The following is a 5,330-nucleotide window of genomic DNA, read 5'->3' as shown; positions in this document are numbered from 1 at the left end:
AGAACGTCTTGGAGAAGACCCCCCTCGAGACCGGCCTGGCCGTGCTCCCCGGGTCGCTCGCGATGGGCCTGGCCGGGCCCCTCATCGGCCGGCTCTACGATCGCTTCGGCACGCAGGTCCTCCTCGTGCCCGGCGCCGTCATCACCAGCGGCACGCTGTGGTTCTACTCCACGGTGGGGACGGACACGTCGTTCGTGCTGCTCATCGTCGCGCAGACGGTGCTGTCGATCGGCCTTGCGCTGTCGTTCACGCCCCTGTTCACGGCATCCCTCGGCTCGGTCGCGCCGCAGTTCTACTCCTACGGCTCCGCGGTGGTCGGCACCGTGCAGCAGGTCGCCGGAGCCGCCGGAATCGCTCTGCTGGTCACCGTGATGTCCTCGGTGTCCGCGTCGAGCGGCGGCGGACTCGAAGGAGACGCGGCGGGAGCGCGCATGGCGTTCATGATCGCGGCGATCGTCTCGCTGCCGCTCATCGTCGGAGCGTTCCTGATCCGCAAGCCCGCCGACCAGATCGACGGCGTCCCGCTCGCGCACTGAGCGCGATCGGGGTCACCCGATCGAGCAGGAGCCCCCTGCGCACCGATAGGCGGGAGGGGTGCGGTCGTCGTCGGAGGCCTCGGGCGTCAGAAGCGTGAGGATGGGCTTCGACGGGGTCTCGGTTTCGGGGGTGCTCTCACCGGACATGCGCTCCATGCTACGCCCGCGCGCACGAACGGGGGCCGGTCGTGCGCGGGACTTCCGCGGTACCCGGAGGGCACGGCATCCGCAACCCCCGTCCCGGTGTCAGGGCCTCTTTCTAGCGTGGAGGAATCCCCACCCCCAGCGAGAGGAGTCCCCATGACGGACCTCACCGGAAAGCGCATCGCCTTCCTTCTGACCGACGGCTTCGAAGACAGCGAGCTCACCAGCCCCTGGGAGGCCGTCACCGCGGCCGGCGCCGAGGCCGTTCTGGTCTCTCCCGCAGACGGCACCGTCACCGGAGAGAAGGGCCACGAGCAGAAGGTCGACCTCCCCGTTGGTTCCGCGACGGCCGATGACTTCCACGCACTCGTGCTGCCCGGCGGCGTCCAGAACGCCGACGACATCCGGATCGTGAAGGATGCCGTGCACTTCGCGCGGGCGTTCTTCGACCAGCACAAGCCGGTCGCCGTCATCTGCCACGGTGGCTGGATCCTCACCGAGGCCGACGTGTTGACGGGCCGCACGCTCACGAGCTACCCGACGCTGCAGACCGACCTGCGCAACGCCGGCGCCACGTGGGTCGACGAGGAGGTCCACGTCGACCAGGGCCTCGTCTCGAGCCGCAACCCCGACGACCTGCCCGCGTTCAACGCGAAGCTCGTCGAAGAGGTCGCCGAGGGAAAGCACTCCGGCCAGACGGCCTGACCCGCACCCCGGGCCCCGCTGGCCGCGGCGCCCGCACGCCGAGACTGCATCCGGCTGACATCCCCACTGCACGCTGCAGGGGAGTTGTCAGGCGGGTGCAGTCTCGCGGTTTCGGGCGCCGCGCCCCCTCCCACCGGTCAGACGGAGAGCGGCTGGCAGGACGGGCAGTACTGAGCGCCGCCCTTCGTCCCGGGGATGTCCTCGATCGTGCCGCCGCAGTCGGGACAGGGCTCGCCCGTCCGGCCGTGCACCCGCATCGACGCGACCTTCGCCGCCTTCTGCTCGGCGATCGGGATGCCGTCACGCGCGGCGACGGCGCCGTCCAGGACCTCGCGCACCGCCGTGTGCAGCCGCGTGACCTCGTCGTCGCTCAGCGAGGCGGCCTGGGCCACGGGAGACAGCCGCGCGACGTAGAGGATCTCGTCCGAGTAGGCGTTGCCGATCCCCGCGAGAGACTCCTGCTCCTGCAGCAGCGCCTTGAGCTGTTTGCGTCGTCGACCGAGCGCGGTGACGAGCGCCTCGCGGGAGAAACCCGGGTCGGCGGCATCCGGTCCGAGTTTCGCGACCGCCGGCACGTCGCCGGGCGCGGCTACGACGTGCAGCTGCACCGACAGCCACTGCCCCGCGTCGGTAATGCCGAGCACGCCGTCGTCGAACGTCACGCGCGCGATCAGCGCCGCGCCGTTGGCGGGAGGATCGGATGCCGTTGCGTCGTCGCTCCACGTCGCCCATCCCGCGCGACCGAAGCCGATCGAGAGGTGGGTGCCGTCGGCGTCGAGGTCGATGTGCTTGCCGTACCGATCGACGCTCCCGACGGCGCGGCCGACGATCTCGTCGAGTGGTCGCGCGCGGGTCTTGAGGGCGCGGAACTCGGTCAGCTCGACGCCGCGCACGACGCGGCCGGTGAGGCGCTCACGCAAGAACCGCGTGAGCGCCTCGACCTCGGGCGCCTCGGGCACCGTCGAGGTTCCTCGTCAGGCCCCGGGCTCGGACGCCGTGGGCGACGTCCCCGAGGTGGATGCCGGTGCGGCCGCGGTGGTCGCGCTCGTCTCGGACGGGCGGCGAGACGCGTCGGCGAAGGCGTCCGCGACGGCCCGCCCCTGGATGATCGCGGTCAGGTCGATGCCGGTGGCGGCCCGGACCGCCTCGAACGACGATCGCAGGCCCGTGGCCGACTCGGCCGCGAGGTGGCCGCTGGCACCCTCGCCGCCGAGCACGGTGATGTTGCCGACGCGGTCGTACCCCTTGGCGAACTCCGCCATCATCGGCACGAGCGCTTCGAGAGCGCGCTGCGCGAGCAACGCCTCCTGGTTGTGCGAGAGGGCCTCGGCCTCGGCGCGGATCGCCTCGGCGCGGGCCTCACCGGCCAGACGCACCGCCTGCGCGTCGGCTTCGGCGCGCACACGCACCGCGGCGGCCTCCTGCTCGGCGATCTCGGAGCGAGCCTGCGCCGCCTTGATCTGCGCGTACGCCTCGGCGTCGGCTTCCTTCTGCCGCTGGTACAGGTCGGCGTCGGCGACGCGGGCGACCTCGGACTCGAGGCGCGCCTGCGTGTTCTGCGCCTCCTGCTGCAGCACGGCCTGCCGGCGCTCGGCACGCGTGAGGGCCTCCGCCTGCTCGGCCTCGGCGTTGGCGCGACCGACCTCGGCCTTGGCCGCAGCGCTGTTCTTGTCGAGCGCGGTCTGCTCGATGAGGTTGGCCTCGTCGGTGGCGATCTGACGCGCCCGGATCTCACGCACCGCATTGATGCGCGCGACCTCCGCCTCGCGCTTGACGCGCTCGACCTCGGTCGCTCCGAGCGCGGAGATGTAGCCGTTGGTGTCGGTGATGCCCTGGATCTGGAAGGAGTCGAGGATCAGTCCCTGCGATGACAAATCCTGCTTGATGCCTTCCGCGATCTGGTCCGCCAGCCGCTGGCGGTCGCGCATGAGCTCTTCGACGGTGAGCGTGGCCACGACACCGCGCAGCGCACCCTCGAGCTGCTCGGTCGTGAACTGCTCGATGGCCTTGTCCTGCGAGGCGAACCGCTCGGCCGCGCGGCGCACGGACTCGGGATCGGATCCGATCTTGACCAGCGCGACACCGCTGACGTTGACCGTCACACCGGTGGACGACTGCGCGGTGGGCTCCATCTTGATCTGACGGGCACGCAGCGAGATCATCTCGCCGCGCTGGGTCAGCGGGTTGACGATCGCGCCACCGCCCGTGATGACGGTGATGCGCGACGAGTTGCCGTCGGCGGCCTTCTGGCGCTTACCGACGATGACCAGGGCTTCGTCGGCCTTCGCGACGCGGTACCACCCGCGAATGATGCCGGCGACGATGAGGATGACGACGATGGCGACGACGAGAGCGATGACGACGACGAGACCGATCGCCCCCAGAGCGGCGAGTTCCATGCTTCTCCTTCGATGGGCACCGCCGGGGCGGCGCGGGGGGAATTCTCTCCAACCTATCGGGAGGGTCTCCGGGGCTGTCCACCCCCGCGGATCGCCCCGGAGGTCACCACGTGCCGGTGAGGGCGCGTACCGTGGAGGGTGAGGCGGCCCGAACCGCCGCAAGAAGGGTCCCCCATGAAGATCGTGTCCTCGTCGGATTGGCGGGATGCCATCGCCTTCGATGCTCCCGTCCTCGTCGCCGATGTCGTCCCCGGAGAGCCCACCCGCTGCGTCGGGTGCGGAGCCGAGGGAGAGTTGTTCGACCGCAGTGAGCTGTGGGCGGTCAAGCACCGCCACCCCAAGCACCACGGCGGCTTCGTGCGCTTCTACTGCGCCGCACACAAGCCCGAGCCGGCCCCCGCCCCGCCGGCACCGATCGAACTCAAGAAGGTGCGCGCGTCCACCCCGCGCGCCGAGCGCCGCGTCGCCGGCCCCAAGCCCGTGGCACCGAGCGACCGGCCGTTGCGCACGATGTGCCCCGACTGCTTCGTCGAGGTCTCGGCGGGCGGCGACTGCGGCATGTGCGGCGCACAGGTCGTCTGACGCTTCACGACAGAACCGCCCCGGTCGCGTGCGACGGGGCGGTTCTGTCGTTCGTGGCTCAGCGTGCCGAAATGGTCCACCCTGCCTCGTGCGAGGCACCGGGGTCGAGCGAGACGACGCCGGTGGCGAAGTCGTAGGCGTCGTCGTTGAAGGCGTCGGGTGCGCACGTCATCGGTTCCACCGCGAGCCCGGCGCGGTGCCCGGGCGTCCCGGGTCCGGTCGGCTGGTCGGCCGTGTGGATCTGCACCCACGCGCAGTCCTCGGCCCAGCTCATCGCCACCCCCGTGCCCGACGGGTCGGTGAGGGTGACGGTCGTGCGGCCGTCGGCATCCCGAATCAGGCCGGTGTACGCGTGGTCGATCTCGACGGCGCCGAGCACGCGCGCGTCGCGGAAGTCGAAACGCTCCGCGTCGACGGTGACGGATGCCAGAGCCACCGGCGACAGCCGGTCGGGCGTCACCTCGAGCACGGTGTCGGCCGGGAGGCCCAGCGTCCACTCGTCCAGCGCGGCGGGACCGCCGACGAGGTACGGGTGGGGGCCGGTGCCCCACGGCGCGGGCGTGTCCGACAGGTTCGTCGCCCGGACGGTCTGCGTGAGGCCGTCGGCACCCAGTCGGTACGTCGTGGACACGACGAGCCACCAGGGGTAGCCGGCCTGGGCCGGGACGGTCGCCGTGAGCGTGACGGCATCCTCCGACGCCTCGAGCACGTTCCAGTCGACCCACGACAGCAGCCCGTGCAGCGCGTGGCCGCGCTTCGGTTCGGTGAGCGGCAGTTGGTGCTCCTGGCCGTCGAAGCGGTGGATGCCGTCGACCACGCGGTTCGGCCACGGCGCGAGCGTCGTGCCGCGGTAGGCGGGGCGCAGCTCGTCGGCGTCGAACGGCACGACGAGGTCACGACCCTCGTACGTGAGCGAGCGGAGGGAGGCGCCGACGCTCGCGATGGCGGCTTCGTAGCCGTGGGC

General features: G+C 71.4%; 7 protein-coding genes. 3 read left to right on the top strand and 4 right to left on the bottom strand.

Translation table 11 applies throughout. From position 1 onward, the window contains the following. The coding region (locus tag LQV45_RS17010; protein ID WP_230008040.1) for an MFS transporter at positions 1-536 on the top strand (536 nt) is incomplete at its 5' end. A gap of 12 nt (positions 537-548) precedes the next feature. On the opposite strand, the gene LQV45_RS35690 is transcribed toward LQV45_RS17010, so the two are convergent. Next, complete coding sequence (locus LQV45_RS35690; protein WP_290370262.1) at positions 549-683, bottom strand: hypothetical protein; 135 nt, start codon at positions 681-683, stop codon at positions 549-551. A gap of 153 nt (positions 684-836) precedes the next feature. Between LQV45_RS35690 and LQV45_RS17005 the strand changes: the two genes are divergently transcribed. Next, positions 837-1,385, top strand: a complete 549-nt coding sequence (locus LQV45_RS17005) for a type 1 glutamine amidotransferase domain-containing protein (protein WP_230008039.1) — start codon at positions 837-839, stop codon at positions 1,383-1,385. Positions 1,386-1,522: 137 nt separating this feature from the next. Here the strand turns inward: LQV45_RS17005 and LQV45_RS17000 are convergent, their stop codons facing one another. Both LQV45_RS17000 and LQV45_RS16995 read right to left on the bottom strand, forming a co-directional pair. Then, the gene (locus tag LQV45_RS17000) at positions 1,523-2,344 is read right to left on the bottom strand and encodes a DNA-formamidopyrimidine glycosylase family protein (protein WP_230008038.1); all 822 of its coding nucleotides are present in this window, start codon (positions 2,342-2,344) and stop codon (positions 1,523-1,525) included. A 15-nt stretch (positions 2,345-2,359) separates the two neighbouring features. Then, positions 2,360-3,784, bottom strand: coding sequence for a flotillin family protein (locus LQV45_RS16995; RefSeq protein ID WP_230008037.1), 1,425 nt, complete (start codon positions 3,782-3,784; stop codon positions 2,360-2,362). Positions 3,785-3,958: 174 nt separating this feature from the next. On the opposite strand from LQV45_RS16995, the gene LQV45_RS16990 reads away from it, so the two are divergent. Continuing rightward, a complete protein-coding gene (locus tag LQV45_RS16990) occupies positions 3,959-4,366 on the top strand; it encodes a glucose-6-phosphate dehydrogenase (RefSeq protein ID WP_230008036.1) in 408 nt (135 codons plus the stop codon). A gap of 58 nt (positions 4,367-4,424) precedes the next feature. Here LQV45_RS16990 and LQV45_RS16985 read toward each other — a convergent pair. Beyond that, positions 4,425-5,330 (bottom strand): aldose 1-epimerase family protein (locus LQV45_RS16985; protein WP_230008035.1); only part of this gene is annotated, 906 nt, incomplete at its 5' end.

It is taken from the genome of Microbacterium sp. Bi128 (assembly GCF_918698205.1).
The sequence above is the reverse complement of the archived record's forward strand: the minus strand, read 5'-3'. Positions and strand labels throughout refer to the sequence as shown.

Excerpts from the sequence above, each read along its gene's own strand:
- LQV45_RS35690 (WP_290370262.1), bottom strand. The coding sequence starts at position 683 with ATGTCCGGTGAGAGCACCCCCGAAACCGAGACCCCGTCGAAGCCCATC.
- LQV45_RS16995 (WP_230008037.1), bottom strand. The coding sequence starts at position 3,784 with ATGGAACTCGCCGCTCTGGGGGCGATCGGTCTCGTCGTCGTCATCGCT.
- LQV45_RS16990 (WP_230008036.1), top strand. The coding sequence starts at position 3,959 with ATGAAGATCGTGTCCTCGTCGGATTGGCGGGATGCCATCGCCTTCGAT.
- LQV45_RS17005 (WP_230008039.1), top strand. The coding sequence starts at position 837 with ATGACGGACCTCACCGGAAAGCGCATCGCCTTCCTTCTGACCGACGGC.